This is a genomic window from Pedobacter sp. 10L46_2 (assembly GCF_056395165.1).
Window position 1 is genome coordinate 1 of record NZ_JBFTIZ010000057.1, and the last position, 16,352, is coordinate 16,352.

The 16,352-nt window shown below is 40.6% G+C and carries 10 protein-coding genes; 8 read left to right on the plus strand and 2 right to left on the minus strand.

From position 1 onward, the window contains the following. Positions 1–976: NmrA/HSCARG family protein (locus AC1DDX_RS08570; RefSeq protein WP_477621952.1), on the plus strand; the 976-nt coding region annotated here is incomplete at its 5' end. 71 nt (positions 977–1,047) lie between these two features. On the opposite strand, the gene AC1DDX_RS08575 is transcribed toward AC1DDX_RS08570, so the two are convergent. Beyond that, positions 1,048–2,523: a family 43 glycosylhydrolase gene (locus tag AC1DDX_RS08575; RefSeq protein ID WP_337715008.1), complete on the minus strand. Its 1,476-nt coding sequence runs from the start codon at positions 2,521–2,523 to the stop codon at positions 1,048–1,050. 265 nt (positions 2,524–2,788) lie between these two features. On the opposite strand from AC1DDX_RS08575, the gene AC1DDX_RS08580 reads away from it, so the two are divergent. From AC1DDX_RS08580 to AC1DDX_RS08590, 3 genes are read left to right on the plus strand one after another with little or no spacing between them, the layout of a single operon-like run. After that, positions 2,789–5,917, plus strand: a complete 3,129-nt coding sequence (locus AC1DDX_RS08580; protein ID WP_337715005.1) for a beta-L-arabinofuranosidase domain-containing protein — start codon at positions 2,789–2,791, stop codon at positions 5,915–5,917. A 40-nt stretch (positions 5,918–5,957) separates the two neighbouring features. Then, on the plus strand, positions 5,958–6,842 hold the full coding sequence (locus tag AC1DDX_RS08585; RefSeq protein ID WP_337715003.1) for an HlyD family secretion protein: 885 nt from the start codon (positions 5,958–5,960) through the stop codon (positions 6,840–6,842). A gap of 49 nt (positions 6,843–6,891) precedes the next feature. After that, positions 6,892–7,413, plus strand: coding sequence for a hypothetical protein (locus AC1DDX_RS08590; protein ID WP_172663621.1), 522 nt, complete (start codon positions 6,892–6,894; stop codon positions 7,411–7,413). A 22-nt stretch (positions 7,414–7,435) separates the two neighbouring features. Here the strand turns inward: AC1DDX_RS08590 and AC1DDX_RS08595 are convergent, their stop codons facing one another. Continuing rightward, positions 7,436–9,979, minus strand: a complete 2,544-nt coding sequence (locus AC1DDX_RS08595) for an SEL1-like repeat protein (RefSeq protein ID WP_337715001.1) — start codon at positions 9,977–9,979, stop codon at positions 7,436–7,438. A gap of 227 nt (positions 9,980–10,206) precedes the next feature. Between AC1DDX_RS08595 and AC1DDX_RS08600 the strand changes: the two genes are divergently transcribed. The 4 genes from AC1DDX_RS08600 to AC1DDX_RS08615 all read left to right on the plus strand — a co-directional run bounded on the left by AC1DDX_RS08600 (position 10,207) and on the right by AC1DDX_RS08615 (position 16,304). Continuing rightward, on the plus strand, positions 10,207–10,797 hold the full coding sequence (locus AC1DDX_RS08600) for a sigma-70 family RNA polymerase sigma factor (protein ID WP_288880226.1): 591 nt from the start codon (positions 10,207–10,209) through the stop codon (positions 10,795–10,797). 122 nt (positions 10,798–10,919) lie between these two features. Next, positions 10,920–11,933, plus strand: a complete 1,014-nt coding sequence (locus AC1DDX_RS08605; protein ID WP_288880224.1) for a FecR family protein — start codon at positions 10,920–10,922, stop codon at positions 11,931–11,933. Between the two features lie 232 nt (positions 11,934–12,165). Then, positions 12,166–15,465 carry a TonB-dependent receptor gene (locus AC1DDX_RS08610; RefSeq protein WP_288880222.1) on the plus strand — a complete coding sequence of 1,100 codons (3,300 nt, stop codon included), beginning with the start codon at positions 12,166–12,168 and terminating at the stop codon, positions 15,463–15,465. An 11-nt stretch (positions 15,466–15,476) separates the two neighbouring features. Further along, positions 15,477–16,304 carry a hypothetical protein gene (locus AC1DDX_RS08615; RefSeq protein WP_172663616.1) on the plus strand — a complete coding sequence of 276 codons (828 nt, stop codon included), beginning with the start codon at positions 15,477–15,479 and terminating at the stop codon, positions 16,302–16,304. Positions 16,305–16,352 lie beyond the last annotated feature (48 nt).

Below are 16,352 nucleotides of genomic sequence, written 5' to 3' on the forward strand. Positions count from 1 at the left end.
GGTATCGAATTTAAAAGTAAATGAAGCAATGAAACAACAGGACAAACCGCTTATCACAATAGTTGGTATTTTGGGCAAGCAGGGGCGCAGCACTGCACGTACATTGTTACAGAGCGGGCGTTATCGTGTACGTGGAATTACTCGACGTATAGATTCACCAGAAGCCCTTGATTTGGTCGAGCAAGGAGCTGAACTTGTGAGTTTACCACTTTGTCTGGGTTATAAAAAAGATTTCGTGGAAGCGTTTCGGGGCTCGAATGGTATTTTCATGATGACGCCAAGTATTGCCCCTCCGCAAACCCACGAGATGGAGTTGGGTAAGGAGTTAGCGGACGCAGCAGTTGAAGCAGGGGTTCAGCATATTATCTTTAGCAGTTTGGAAAATGTAGATAAAATTACAGGAGGGAAAAAGTTTGCTCCACATTTTACAGACAAGGCTATGATTGAAGCATATATCCGCACACTTCCCATCACAAGCTCGTTTATCTACATGGCTTTTTTTTACACTAATTTTATGGAGTTTTATACTCCTGTTTTAGTGGGTGATACACTTGTATTTCCGATTTATTTACCAAAAGATTTTCGCGCACCATTTGTTGATCCCCTTACAGCTACTGGCCCCGCCGTTTTGGAAATTCTTTCGAACCCCAGTCGATATGCCGGTAAGTCCCTGCCAGTAATTGGCGATATTATTTCACCACAGGAAATGGTAGATACTTTTGTTCGGGTCACAGGTAAGAAAGCCAGGTATGGCTCAGCATTCACACGGGAGGATTTCCTTTATCAATTCCCGGAATTTCGGTCAAACGAGCTTTTGGTACGTGAGATTTTGGGAATGGCTGAGTATGCAGTTGAATATGGCTATTTCGGCAAAGATCGCGATTTGCTATGGAGCCGTCAAATAGACCTCGATACCCTTAGTTGGGAAGAGTTTCTACGGACTACGGGTTGGCAAGGCCAAAAGCTCACATATTGATGACGAATCATTATTTGAATTCGATAGTTAGAAAAACAGCTACTGCTTTTCTAACTATAAAAGGTAAGATATTAAGGATTTTCAAACTTCCAAAGCTGAGGATCTGCCCCATTCCATGTCCATGACCTTACATCTGCCCCCGGTGCCGGGTCTCCATTTACAATATCAAGCACATTATTTCCCGCCTTTGCCATAATACGGTACCAGCCTCCTCCCACAGATTCAATGCGCCACTGCTGGCAATCATTAGGGAAAACGTCCCAAACCTGGACATTTGCCCCGCGTTCAATTGCACAAGCATCCAGATCTAATGATTTATGATTAGGCAGTTCCGATATGATCTTATAAAACCCATTGTTCAAATAAGTAAGGTTCCATTTCTGTCCATTACAGGTAGTACGAGTCCAGGTCCTTACATCGGCATTGCCAACAGCACACCCTGCAATATCCAGATATAAGCCAACACCAGAAACTGTATTAACCTTTGATCTGATTGCATACTGCCCGTTAGGTATTGGGTTAGGTATCAGGCAAGGTGCTGAACCCAATGATTGTGTTACACCTGAAACGGTAATGTTTATTGGCATAATATTACCTGCCCCATCAAAAAACATCCTGTCAATAGCCACTTGACGCTCATGTATATTCGTACTCGTGCGTCTGTGGTAAACAAAGAAATACTCATCACTGCAGCCCGGTTTTCTTAATACGGCATTATGTCCTGGTCCTTTTATCGCTCCAAGTGGTGATGTGATACGCCCTTTAGTTGTCCATGGACCCATTGGGTTAGATGAAGTCGCATATTCTACATGATAATCATCACTGCTGAAATCATTAATGGAGTACATCAGATAATAAATACTATTTCTTTTAATGATATACGGTGCTTCAAAATAATTGGACGGCTTATTATGTCCTCTCGTGCCTGTTAGCGATATCATATCATTATTAAGCTGCTGAATGTTTATCGTGGTATTTCCCCAGTACATATAGGCTTGCCCATCGGTGTCTACAAACACCATCGGATCTATTGGGTCAGTTCCATCACCAGTTGCAAGAGCACTCCCTTTATCAACAAATGGACCTGTTGGGCTGCTGCTCACAGCCACACCGATTTTTTTTGCAGCAGTATAATAAAAATAGTAGTTCCCATTTCGTGCAACTACAGATGGTGCCCAACCATCTGTATGCGCCCAGCTAACGTTTACTAAATCTAATACAATGCCCTCGTCGGTCCAGTTTAGTAAATCTGTTGATGAATAAGCATGAAATTGGCTGGCATTTGGTCCGGTAGCAGTTGGGTAAATGTAATATTTTCCATTTGCATAAATGATATCGGGATCTGCCGTCGCGACAGGTAAAATAGGATTACCACTCATTAAATCCACAGATAGTAATTTCTGTGTTGCCTCATTACTTTTGAGCGTGGCTTTGGAAACAGACTCAGGATCTTTTTTTGCACATCCTGAAAAAATTGAAGCAATAATTATTGCATAGGTGAATAAATTGTTTGCTATTCGCAAACGGCCCGTTGAGATGATTTTCATACGATTTTTATAATTGGTTTAATCTAATTTACTGCTTCCATACATTCAATTCTGATCAAAAATTTGTCTAATTGTATCATTTATTCAATATCAAGAATAAGCCAGTCACGTGTATTTCCCCATTATTTGAAAACCAAATATTTCCAGTATTAAAGCCGGGCTAAAGAGATGATTGCACTTTAAAAATTGGTAGGGTGTTAATATTATGGTTTCATAAGTTAAAATCCACTAACTATCGACGATTAATTCTTGATAGTTTTACGTCATGAATTGCTACTGTTATATTGATAAGTGTATTGTTAAAAAATATAATTTAAGAAGGAAAGTCCATTCTCTACTTTTTTACGCTGCGCTATGCATCACTTTTTTTAGCCAGTCCATCTACAACGTTAAAGCACAAAGTGGTGATCAGATACTGGATGGTATAGGCGAAACCGGTATGATTGCGCGTTATATTTTTAACGGTGATCTTAAAGACTGGTCTCGAAATAACCTTCATGCCAAAGCTGAAGGTGTGCAGTCTCATTTTGCAAATGATATACAATTTGGTAAGGTTTTATCATTGTCTGGTGATAGTGATGACTTTATTAGTTTGCCTGCTGCATCTTTGGCGGATATAGAGTCACTTAGTTTATCCACGTGGGTAAAACTGCGTTCCGATCAACCTGGGCAATATTTGTTTGATTTTGGAAAGAGTGTAACAAACCATTTTTTCGCTGCTCCGTTTGGCATAGATGATGAAAAAGGTTTTCAGACCACGATACGTTCAGAGAAGAGTGGGGGAAATGGGGGTGTTAGCCCCTCTCCAGAGCTCAATAAGTGGCTTCATGTTGCAATAATTATTGATGTTTCATCTAAATCTATCATGACCTATATTGATGGTAAACTCGTGGGAAATAGCAAGGAGATTCCCTCTGAGTTGAAGATGGTTTTTAATCAACTTCCGGATGACCGGAATACGCTTTTTATCGGAAAATCTTTGAAGTCCGGAAAGTCTAATCTGAATGCATTGCTTCATGATTTTCGTATTTATCGGGTTGCCTTAAGTAAAACACAGGTATTGACTATTTACAAGAATTCAGTCAATCCTGCGGGAATTGCGAACGACAATGGGGTAAATGTAAGTAATTTTAAAGAGGATATTCAGCAGTTTCCCAAAACAGAAGCGCAGCTATATAATACCTATCTGGAAAAGGTAGCTGATATAGAAGTTGCCACCGAGGTGGGAGTTTTACCACGCTTTCCCAGTTATATTCAGGGGACATACAGACAATTAAAAAATGGGCCGGCTGTGAGGGTTTTATGGCCTTTGCCTAATGACAACAGTTCGGTGCTTAGCCAAGGGCAGTATATTGTTTACGGGCAAATTCCTGGTACCCAAATTCGAGCCAAAGCGATTGTTACGGTAGGTGCAGAAAAAAAATCAACAGCTCCGGTTTTAAAACTGGAGACTTTTGGTCTCGATCGGGTGTCTTTAGGAAATGATCTTTTGGGTCACCAAACTAAATTTACCGAAAACAGAGACAAGTTCATCTCTACCCTGGCCAAAACTGATCCGAATTCCTTTCTCTACATGTTCCGACATGCCTTCGGACAGAAACAACCAGTTGGGGCTGTGCCACTTGGCGTATGGGATTCCCAGGACACCAAACTCAGAGGACATGCTACAGGACACTATCTTACCGCAATTGCCCAGGCTTATGCCAGCACCAGCTATGATAAGACACTTCATGAAAATTTTTCCAATAAAATGAAGTATATGGTTAATACCTTATATGAATTGTCACAACTTTCTGGCAGACCTAAGGTAGCTGGAGGTGCATTTGTATCGGATCCTGCTGCAATACCCTTTGGCCCTGGTAAAACAGGTTTTGATTCTGATCTTAGTGATCTGGGAATTCGCAAAGATTATTGGAACTGGGGTACAGGATTCATCAGTGCCTATCCGCCAGATCAGTTTATTATGTTGGAGAAAGGCGCTAAATATGGTGGGCAAAACAATCAGGTTTGGGCACCTTATTACACATTACATAAGATTTTAGCAGGTCTGATGGATGTTTATGAGGTTAGCGGCAATAAAAAGGCTTTGAATTTAGCCAAGGGAATGGGCGACTGGGTTCATAAGCGCTTAAATGTATTGCCTACAGATACCCTTATCAAGATGTGGAACACTTATATTGCCGGCGAGTTTGGAGGCATGAATGAGGCCATGGCAAGATTGTACAGGATCACGGGTAATCAAGATTATCTTCAAACCGCGATAAAGTTTGATAACATCAGAGTGTTTTACGGGGATAAAAATCATACTGGCGGATTGGTAAATAATGTGGATGTATTTCGTGGATTGCATGCCAATCAGCATATTCCTCAGGTTGTTGGAAGTATCGAAATGTACAGGGTGTCGAATAATCCAGACTATTATAGAATTGCTGACAACTTTTGGTATAACGTGGTTAACGGTTATATGTATAGCATAGGCGGAGTTGCTGGTGCACGGAATCCTGCCAATGCCGAATGTTTCATTGCTCAACCCGGAACGCTTTATGAGAATGGTTTCTCAGAGGGCGGTCAGAATGAAACGTGTGCAACCTACAATATGCTAAAATTAAGCACTGAACTTTTTCTTTTTGATCAAAGTGCAGCGTTTATGGATTATTATGAGCGCGGATTGTATAACCATATTCTGGCGTCAGTTGATGAACACTCTCCTGCAAATACTTATCATGTGCCACTCAGACCTGGATCCCTAAAGCAATTTGGGAATGCGAAGATGACCGGCTTTACTTGCTGTAATGGTACCGCAATAGAAAGCAGCACTAAGTTGCAGAATTCAATTTATTTTAAAAGCACTGATGATCAATCCTTGTACGTGAATCTCTATATACCTTCAATATTGAGATGGACAGAACGTAAGGTAAGCATTATACAATCTACAAATTTTCCCAGAGCAGATCATACCAAACTGACAGTTAAAGGAAGTGGGGAATTTGATATCAATGTTCGAGTTCCTGGTTGGGCTACCAGGGGATTCTTTGTCGTGATTAATGGGCAGGCTCAAAAATTGGAGGCGCATCCCGGAACTTATCTCAGGTTGAGCCGGAGCTGGAAGGACGGGGATATCATTGAGCTTCGAATGCCTTTTCAGTTTCATCTTGATCCGGTAATGGATCAGCAGAACATAGCCAGTCTGTTTTATGGACCTATTTTGCTCGCCGCACAGGAACCGGAAGCAAGAAGGGATTGGCGCAAAATTACCTTGAACGCTGCCGATATTAGCAAGACGATTAAAGGTGATCCTAACCGTTTAGAATTCAGGATTGACGATGTTGTTTTTAAACCATTTTATGATACTTATGGGAGACATTCGGTTTACCTGGACGTTGATTTAAAATAATGTGCTAACTTTAATGCATCTGCATGACTGAAAAATACAAATGAAAAACATAGTTGCTTTAAGCGCTCTGGTGTTAATGTTCGGGCTGGCAAAAGCGCAGTCTAATCGGGAAGATATAGAGATCCGCTGGCCAAAAGCCGAGCGATGGGACCTTGACAAGAAATTATCTATCCAAACTGATTTTTCTCGTCGTCATGAGAAGTGGGATGTTAAAGACGACAAGAAGGAAAGCTGGCAAAAAATGCTGATGATATTAAATGATGATATCACAAAAAATACTAAGCCACTGGATAGTATTAATATATCACATGACTTATCAGCAGACAAAGGCATTCGTTTTACGCTCCTGGCGGAAAATAAAAATAACCCTCTTCCATATCGGCTGATCAGTCTGGAAAACCGAACGATTAAATCTGAGCAAACTCCCATTTCTACGCTTATTTATATTATAGATGGCAAAACCTGCAGGCATACGGTTCTTGTTTCAATGAAAACAGACAAATTTCCAGCCGATTTTTTAACTCAATGGTCTGAAATTTTGCTAAGTAGCCGGATCATCCCATCAAAAGATGGAAATTTTGAACTCACTGATGATGCCTATCTTGATGTCCAGGAAATTAATGGGATTGATGAGTTTTATATTACAGCCAATTTCAAATTAAACCAGATGCAGCATTTGCTTAAGGGGCAAGCTGTGAAAATTATTATGGATGATTTACCTGAAATTCGTCTTTCGGGAAAAGTATCAGAGATCGGCAAACTAAAAAATGAATCTCCTTTTAGTTCACCTAGCAACCAGAGTGGGAATTATGTGAAAATGGTTGAAAAATTTCCTGTTACCATTAAAGTCGAAATACCACCAGCTGATAAGGATAAGTTTAAAAGTCGAATGAGTTGTATTGTCAGTGTGGCTACAGCTCGATAAAATAATGTCGTAAGTTGAGAGTGATTGTTTAACAATTTTTAAGGAGTAAATGGAGAGTCGTCAAATTGAAAATTCGCAAATACGATTGCAAGAAAATATTCCACTGACTGAGGAGGAAATAAAAGAAATGGAGATAGGACAAAAAGCAACCATGAGAATTGTTACAATTACGATCATTGTTGGCATATTGTTTTTGGGGATAATTGCTGTTTTATCTGTAGAAAAGGAAACCTTAGACAACCTGAAGTATTATGATTATATCGCTTTCTCCTGCATAGCATTATTATTTTTTAGTTTTTGCTATTTCATTGCCATGCTGGCCGATAGGTATAACAAGTACAACTGGAAGAAGGATAAACTAAACGGAAAAAATAAATTAACGAGTGTAGTGATTAACCGTGATAAAACAGAACATGCAGAATACCTAACCTTTGCCGGACCATTTAAAAATGAAAAAATAAGGATTGAGGTTAAGCAAGAGGATTACAATCGTTACAAAGCAGGATCTAAAGTTGTTGTTACTTATCTGAAATTTAGCAAAAAGGCCCTTAAAATCATTGATTCTTACTGAGAAACAGGAAAAATCTATGGTCCTAAAAACCAAACCAGCCTTTCTTTTTGGCCACAAGGTCTTCTGGTATTTCCAAACCTGCTGCTTTGGCCGCATCGATATGCTGCTGTACTTTGTTTTTATCCTTAAAGCCTGTTTCATTCTGATAAATCAAGGCAAGATCGATATGTGCCTGCTGATACCCACGGTCTAACGCGCTTTTAAAGCTATCGATTGCCCTGATCACGTTTTTGTCGGTTCCTAACCCATTTAAATAAAAAATACCCAGATTGTAGGCAGAAACATCAATCCCCTCATCAGCGCCAAGCTGATAATAATGCAGCGCCTTTTCATAATCGCCTTTTAAATCATAAAGATAACCTAACCAGTTATTCATGGGTTCACCCAGATCTGCAGCAGTCTGGTAGTATTGAAGGGCCTTATCGTTATCGGAGGGAAGCAGCAAATCTTCGGAATACAAATCACCAAGATTGTTATTTGCTATTGCCAGTGACATTTCAGCGGCTTTATTTAGCCAGAACAGCGCCTTCTCTATATCTACAGGGGTACCCACTCCATGCTTATAGCACATTCCCAGTCCATTCATTGCATTTTCATTGCCAGACAGGGCACTTTTATGGTACCAATAGAAAGCTTTATCGTCGTCAAGAAATCCTTCAATATTATAGTAAAGGTGCGCAAGATTATTCATGGAAAGTGCATATCCTTTTTCGGATGCAATGGTGTCGTAGTATATTGATTTTGCATAATCCCTGGCGTTGTAAGCCGCTATGGCCTTTACGCACAGATCATGGACAGAGGTCAGTTCATCGGTTGTCTGTTCACCATTTCTGCTCAGCCCTTTTGCGTAGGCTAAAAGTCTTTTCCTGCTTTCAAACTCAAAATAGTAAGCGTAATCCTCGCCGGCATGTTCCAGCGCAACTGATTTGGGGGTAGGAGTGATGCCAGTCTCGCTAACGGAATAAACGTTGTCTGCTTTAAATGCATAAGCAAAACCATCTTCATTAGGTTTCTGAACAACCAGGTCAAATTCAAAATCGCTAAACTCACTGGTTGCCGTATTAGCGATGCTCCACATCTGTTTTTTTTGCAACGTGAAAACGGTTTCATGAAGCCAAAGAATTTGTTGATAGTCATCAAGTGGGATTAACCAGGATGGTTGCTTCGGATTGCCGTCATAAATGCCTTTTTTCTCTGCCTGATGGATTAGTGCGATGTCACTTATCCCATCATTAACTCTGGCACGGATATCCAAAATTGCATCATACAGGCAGGGCAGCACATAGCTTTCGTTTTTCCTGCTGATGAGGCCGTGTTTCTTATCTTTTCGGATTACCAGCAAGTCGTTGAAATTTGTTTGTCTGTTTATTTTTTCAAATCCGCTATCCAGCAGGCTTCCGTCTTTTTTGTACAATAAACTAGAATTAAGACCTTTATGAGGCTTAATTAATAACAGTCCCTTATCCAGGTTTTCTATAGAATCGATTGGAAATTCGCCAAGGTATTTAAAAAACTCATTGTAAATCTTTTGGTTTTTCTGTCCACTAATCTTGGTGTAATAAAAACCATATCCGGAATCAATTACCTCTGTGTGTTCAAAATCAATTACAATACGTCCTGAAGCATCAATGACACCCCAGAAAGTTTCTTTTTTTGCACTAAAACAATTCCCATTTCCAATCGTTTCTATTTCATCATAAACAAACTGAGTGATCTGATTGCCTTTTGTGTTAATCAATCCTGATTTTTTTTGGAGTGTAGCTACTGCAACACCTGAATATTCGAAATCAAAGGCATCTTCCCAGATTAGCGGAATTGCAATTCTTCCGGCGGTATTTACATATCCGTATTTGCCATTTTTTGACACTACTGCCAAGCCCTGCGATCCAAAGCTGTAAAATTCATCAAATTGAGCGTTTAGTAAAACCCGGCCATCGCTATCCTTTAGTCCCCAAAGGTTATTTTCTTCAAATATTTCATAGGGAAGGTTCTCTTCATCAGCCACCCAGATACAGGACCAGCCGTAATCGTAGCCTTCATAATTTAACAGTTCAGGGAAAGCGTTAAAACCAGGACTGACATCATTAAGATCTTTATAATTCAGCAGGCTGATATCCCCAGCGTCCATCGCTCTGGTAATTATCTGATTGTTATGGGCAATGTTAGCCAGCCAAAGCTGGGCCTGTTCCGCATGAGGCGTATCCTCCATATTCAATACGTCCCAGATGTCCAGGTGAAAATAGCGCCCTGTAAGCTTATCCAGGTAATTGAACAGCTTGTCGCGGGCTTCATTAAACTTTTCTATATCTGTGATCAGACCAGGTTGGTCTTCTAGAAATTTATAAAACCGCTTCAGATTTTCAATTCCAGGTTCGGAATCAAAATATAATCCGGAATCATTAGATTCCACATGATTGTTATAATTATTACCTGAAATGAAACCTCCCTCTACTAATAATGGATGAAGCATAAGTGGCATTTCGTAACCCCATTCCATCATCATCTTATCGGTATTTTCGGCAACTGATGGGGTATTGATATTGTATAAATAGGCGCGGTGTGACATTCAGTCTATATTAAATGGCTTACAAATGATGCTGAGCCTAGAGCCAATTTTATGCCATTTGTTAGCAAAAACCAAATCACTCTTCAAAATTAAAACTCATTTGTAATTCTTCTCCAAGTAGTCGAGGTACATGCTGGTAAGATTAGATATAACAAATAGTTAACATACATTTAATGCGCTATTGTATCTCTCTAATGTACTTTTGAGAGCAAATAAATATTGGTCAAATGTCCCCAAGTCTGAACGAACATGAACTAATCAATCTTTGGAAAAACGGGGATGAAGGCGCATTCGACAAATTATTTAAACTTCATTTCCATAAATTACTCAGATTTGCTTCCCGGTATATTCACGATAGTGAGCTGGCAAAGGAAATAACAATGGACGTCATGTTCAAAGCATGGCAAAAGAAAGAAGAACTCATAAGCCAGAGTTTGGAGCCATTTCTTTTTCACCTGCTTAAAGGAGCTATGGTGGATCAATTCCGTAGGAAAAGTATTCTCTTCTTACCAGTTGATCAGATGCTTGCCGAGCCGGAGTCCAGAGAAAGAGCCGATGATCGAATCAATTACAGCCAACTTAGTTCATTGTATCAGGAAAGCCTGAACTGTCTCAGTCCCCAAAGAAGGCTGGTACTGGAAATGCGCCAGCAACAGGGAATGAGTTACAAGGAAATAGCGGATGAACTTGACATTTCTCCTAAAACGGTAAACCGACACCTTACAGATGCAGTGCATACGGTTAGAAGTTTAGTGCGGAAAAAGGGGGATATCACTCTTTTGTTTTTGCCTGCCATCGCAATCTTTATTTTTTGTTAAATATTTCCTTCTCATTATCAGTTGTTTATGTTGTTTTTGACGAATACCCGCATTTTGCATTGGGTATAAGTTCTGTTTCTTACGGTATGTATAGATAGCGCACTTGCTCTAATACCGAAGGCATGAAAACAGAAATAGACAGAGAACTTTTAGTCCGATATATCAATGGCAAGTGTACTGCTGATGAACTACTTCATGTAAAGCATTTTCTTCAGGATCCCGGATGGCAGCATGCACTGGAAGCAATACTGGAAGCCGACTTTTCTACAGTTGAGCCTGCGCCGCAAGCTGATGAGACGACTTTGGAAGAGTGGAACCAGGAGTTTCGAGATAAGTATTTCAAAAAAATGCCGATGAAATTGTGGTACACAAAATGGATAGGTTATGCTGCCGCTTGCCTCCTTGTTCTGGGTATTGGAGGATATTTGCTGGGCGAACATTTGGTAAAGACCAAACCGGCCTTTACAACAGCTAAGGTGATGATAGAGAAAACCAATCCGAGGGGTATCCGCTCCAAGGTGACGCTACCGGACAGCTCTGTGGTTTACCTGGGCGCGGGAAGTAGTATCAGGTATCCTCAGCAATTTGCCGCGAACGAACGAAACTTAACACTTACAGGGGAAGCTTTTTTTGAAATATCAAAAAATCCCAAGCGGCCCTTCGTGATCCATACTGGCGAGATACAGACCACTGTGCTGGGCACCTCTTTTAAAATCACGGCCTTTAAAGATGATCCGTTGTTTGTTGAAGTGGCAACCGGTAAAGTAAGGGTATCCAGGAAGGAAAATACAAAAGTGGCAGAACTTGCGGTGCTTGTCCCAGGAGAAGGAATATCATGGGATCATCAGCTAGGAAAGGCATCAATAATACCTGTTGACGTCTCGGCAATCCAAGGATGGTCATCAGGGGAAATTACCTTTAAAAATCGTTCTCTGGCACAAATTGCGGATGAACTGGAAAACTGGTACAATATTGAAATCAGATTTGCAGGGTCTGCGTCGGTTCGTAAGCGCCTCTCCTTGAGTGTTGACGGGAAAGCCTCACTTTCGGATGCGCTGGATATCATCTGCAATACAGCTGACCTGAAATACCGTTTTAACGGAAGACAGGAAATTATTATATCCGGCAAAGAATAAAATGGAAAGGAGAAAAATGAAGGGTTAATCTTTACTAAACAAAAAATCCGTTCCCGGTAAACCGGAAACGGAAAATGTGATCACACGCAATAACATGTTTACCAAGACGCTGTACCGCAGGTGAAATGTTCCAGGCCAGGCCTGGATTAAATTAAAGTGCTTTTATCAAACAACATTAACATTCAAAAATATGCATAATGTAGTAAAACTACGTCCAACAATTCGATTTATAATGAAATTATCCCTGATTATTGCCGTCTTCCAGCTCACCTTTGTCGGAGTCCTGCTTGCCAGTGATGTATGGGGTCAAAATCTCGACAAGCTAAAGATCGAGATTAAACTTAACAATGCTTCTATAGAAGAAGGCCTCATTGCGCTTTCTAAAAAAAGTGGCATAAGGATTTCCTATGCTGATGATATGCTCCGGAAAGAAAGTAAAAAGATCACGTTAAACCGTAATGATATTACGGCAGGAGCTGTTTTACGAAGCATCCTGGAGAAAACCAATCTTACGTATCGACTTTTTAAAAATTACATTGTTATTGATGCTAAACCTGTTCCGCAACAGCCTGGGCGTATTACTGGTAAAATCACTGACGACAGGGGTGAAGCGATGCCCAGCACAACGATTAAAATTGTAGAAACCGATCAGACGGTACAAACTTCAGTAGATGGGAAGTATAGCATTAGTCTTAAGCCGGGAACGTATACCCTGGAAATCAGCTACATTTCCTATCAAAAGCAGCGTATTACAGATGTAGTGGTTAAAGCAGGAAGCAACACAGCACTGGATATATCCATGAAACCTGATTCGAAAGGCTTAACAGAGGTAATGATAACTTCAACCTATAAAAAAGCATCGGTAGCGGGGCTATATGCGCAGCAGAAAAATCTGTCCAATCTTTCAGATGGGATTTCTGCAGAGCAAATTGCTGCAACACCGGATAAACATGTAGGTGAAACGCTGAAACGCATTACCGGGGTATCCACCAATGAAAATAAAAAAGTAGTAATCCGTGGTATTGCAGAGCGTTACAATGTATCTCTGCTCAACGGGAGCACTTTACCAAGTACAGATGTTCAGGAACGCGATTTTGAGTTCAACCTGATCCCCACCAACCTGGTCGAAAACATTGTGGTGTCCAAGTCGATCACTGCAGATATGCCTTATGGATTTGCCGGGGGGTTGGTTCAGATCACTACTAAATCTGTACCGGAAAGCAATTTTCTTTCCATAAGTGCCGGAACCTCTTTTAACACCCGCACCATTGGAAAAGATTTTCTGGGATATGGTCGTGGCAAATATGATTACCTGGGTTTTGATGATGGAAACAGAGATCATTTTCCGGCTGACCTGCTGAATCTTGTGGGTAAATTTGATCCAACAAAGGATGAGAGTCAGAACGAAATCAAAGCTCCACAGGTTGGTGAGCAGAACAAGCGTATAGGAGGGACAGGGCGTTTAGGTACACGCAGTTTTCAGTCTATGCCCTCCCAAAATTACCAGCTGAGTTTGGGCAGGGCATATTCGCTTAGTGAAGCTAAAGTACGCAAACTCGGTTTTGTGGGTTCGGTAAGTTACCGGAACACGCAAACCAATGATTATGTTTCTACCATGCGCCGCGGAGACTGGGCCCATGAACCTGCTCGCCAAGATGACCCTACTGATGTAAATACCGGGAATATATATGGTTTTAATACAACCTTGGGATTACTGCTAAACGGGGGCTTGAAAACAGAAAATCACCAGATCAATACCTACAATTTATATACAAGGATATTTGACAATAGGTTTAGCCGCTATACCGGCTGGAGTTTTGAAACTCCGAAAAATGATACGGACACGAAATATGGGGGTATTTTAGAAGATGACCGACCTAAATTTACAGATTTGTTGCAAAACAAAGTAAGTGGCACGCATCACTTTAAATCGCTCACAATTGACTGGAGTTTAGCGAGGACATCTTTAAAATCGCTTGAGCAGGATGCGATATCCGCCTCGCAGAGCCCCAGGGAAATTGGAAATAGGGTGCTTTACATTTATCAGCCAGGCACCGTAAGCGATCCTGGTTCAGGCCCACTGCACCGTGATGAATATATCTACAAAGAAAATAATTTTGATGGTGTGATTAGTGCTGCATACGATTTTAGGCTTGGCAAAACCAGACATGTCTTTAAAACTGGAGTGAATTATTTAAAAAAGCATGCGTTTTACGATTGGGAGGTGCTTCCTATCGTAAAAGGGACAAATTCAACTGTTCCAGTAGAACTGATTCCCATTCAGGACTGGGGCAATTACATGAGCATGGAAAACGCGGGAAACAGTTTGTTCTATTTCAAGCAAGATTACACTTCAAATAAATTTGAAGCTAAAAGCATAAATAAGGGCGGCTTTGTAATGTTAGATCACAAATTGTTACCAGGCCTTAGGGTGGTTTGGGGAGGCAGGGCTGAATATTTTAAGTTGGATACCATAACAAACTCTGCCAGTTTGCTCAGGGACAAAAATAGTAAGATCTTCTTTGAAGAAAAGAAAGACTGGTATTTTCTGCCTTCGGCGAACATTACTTATTCCCCTTTAAAAGATCTGAACCTACGTGCCTCCTATGCAAAGTCAGCTGTTCGTCCAGGATTGATGGAAAATTCAAGGTTCTCTCGTTATAACCCCAATTATGGATCGGTTGTGAGGAGCAATGGGGTTAGCAGTACGCTTATCGATAATTACGATGCCAAGATCGAACTGTTTCCCGGCGCAGGAGAACTCTTGTCGGCAGCCTATTTTTATAAATATTTTGATAAGCCTGCAGAATATTATAGGATAGACAATGAAAACAATGGCAGGGGTTACATTACCATTTCAAACTCTGACTGGGCAAAGGTAAGCGGATGGGAATTTGAACTTCGTAAAAGTTTAGGTTTTGTGTACGATGGACTTGCTTTTCTAAAGAACGTATACGTTAGCGGCAACCTTACGCTTCAAAAATCAAAAGTAAGGGCACGGGAGGTGCAATATGAAAAAACGGCTGCTGGAATCGATACGATGTATTATAAATACATGAAATATCCCCGTGCCTTATATGGGCAAGTTCCAGTATTGTATAATGCAGGAGTACAATACGCTGGTAAAAAACTAGGTTTAAACATTAGCTTGAACCATTCCGGTTATAAGACTTTTATCACGGGGATAGAGCCCTCTTATGTTGAATATGAAAGGCCGCGAACACAAATGGATGCACAGATCAGCTATAGATTTCTTCAAGGAAAACTAGAAACCAAATTAAACATGAGCAACCTGCTTGACGCACCTTTTCGTTATTTTATTAATGATCCAACGACCTATGAATTAAAACCCGGAAATGAGGGCAAGTTAGACCTGGAATGGAGCGACAAATACAAATATAAATTTGGTTTCTCGGAGAAATTTGAAGAGGGATATATGGATCCGGCTACAAACAGGCTGGTCGGTGACAGACAAACTTCTACCCGTTATACTGGCCGTACTTTCAGTCTCTCTATTTCTTATAATTTTTAATTTAAATGATCATGATCAAAACATTTAGAATAATTTACCTGGCAGCTATTTTGCCTATATTGCTGTTCAGTGCCTGTGAAAAAGATGGTATCCATATGATGCCCAAGATAAAAGCCATCAACAAAGAATTTAGCATAAGCGGTTTTGTTGTAGGCGATACTGTTGAACAATATTTTGACGGTGTTAAAATGCGGGATTATTACGGACAGGTTAGGACTGTCTCTTTTCAGAACCAGCTTGCCTTTGAAAAGGACGAGATTAACATGGAATTGAGAAGAAAAAGTAACGGAGAGACCATTTATCGTCAAACATTTAACATCAATGACAAGCAAAATGTTGTTCCTCGTTTTTATTTCGACGGCTTGAAATTCAACAAGGGATATACTTACCCGGATCCGCAGGGAGATGAATATACAGCGAATTTTTATGTGGATCCCGCTGGCGGTTTTCCCCCGGTAGATATTAATATTGAGGTACTTGAGTACTATTTTGACGGTACCAAGCCAGATCCTATTATCGTGGTAAATACCACGACCATTCCCATTGCAGAAAATGTTAAGGCAGGAGCATGGACGCCCTACCTGAAAGTTCAAGTACCAATAGCCACCCCGCAACAAAGTGGCACTGAACTTTACCCGATTGTAGTGGTCAGGGATGCAAAGACCAAAGACTATTATGTCAATAAGAATAGGGACCAAAGTACAATTAATATGGAAATTCCTTACGACGGGGTTTCTCCGGGTAAGGTGCAGAGTCTATATCTGAACAAGATACCGAGTGGTACAGAAAAAAAATTCTTTCTGGAGTTCTATGATCTTGTCCAGTTGTTTCCCCGCTAATTGTCTGGGGTGTTAATTATATAAGATTTTGTATGGGGCGTATAGTTC